The sequence below is a fragment of the Vibrio sp. 1641 genome (genome assembly GCF_033339995.1).
GTDB classification, from domain to species: domain Bacteria; phylum Pseudomonadota; class Gammaproteobacteria; order Enterobacterales; family Vibrionaceae; genus Vibrio; species Vibrio alginolyticus.
This window is the reverse complement of record NZ_JAWOVP010000394.1, coordinates 1-566: the sequence shown is the minus strand read 5'-3', so window position 1 is coordinate 566 and position 566 is coordinate 1. Positions and strand designations below refer to the sequence as shown.

The window sequence follows — 566 nt, the reverse complement described above, 5'->3', positions numbered from 1 at the left end:
TCGTCTCGTTACTTATGCTTATCATCGCAGTCGGGTTCGGTTGGATAGACAGTTATTTAGCGGTAACGCCTATCTCCAGTTGGCCTTGGGAGGAGCTGTTTAGCCATGCAATGTTACAAGGTGTCGGCGCAGGGCTTATCGCATCGTTTACGTTTATCTATGCCATAAAAATCATTGGCGCCGAAGCCAGCGCCGCATTTGGGTCTCTCACTCCCGTTGTCGCAACGTTGCTTGCCGTTCCAATCTTTGGCGAACAACCGGATTCGCTAACTTGGATCGCGTTAATTCTGGTCACTTGCGGTAGCGTAGTCGCCAGCCAAATCTTTATGAAGCATGAACTTACTCAAACTTATCGCCCACCACTTCACAGATAGCGATTAATTGGCAAAAACTTTTATAAACCACACTTGATGAGTAAAACGGCGTTTTGGTAGCCTCTTTTCAATCAGAAATTGGAACCTCAGATCTTATGCCAGCAACTCATACGAAAGATGTACTGCATAAATTCCTCAAACCAGGGATGAAACTCTCGATTAACTTCGAATTTGGGCCAAAAGATAAATTCA

The 566-nt window shown here is 45.1% G+C and carries 1 protein-coding gene; it reads left to right on the top strand.

The features are described 5' to 3' along the window. The coding region (locus tag R7Z47_RS26170; RefSeq protein ID WP_318130941.1) for an EamA family transporter at window positions 1-374 on the top strand (374 nt) is incomplete at its 5' end. Window positions 375-566: the final 192 nt, after the last annotated feature.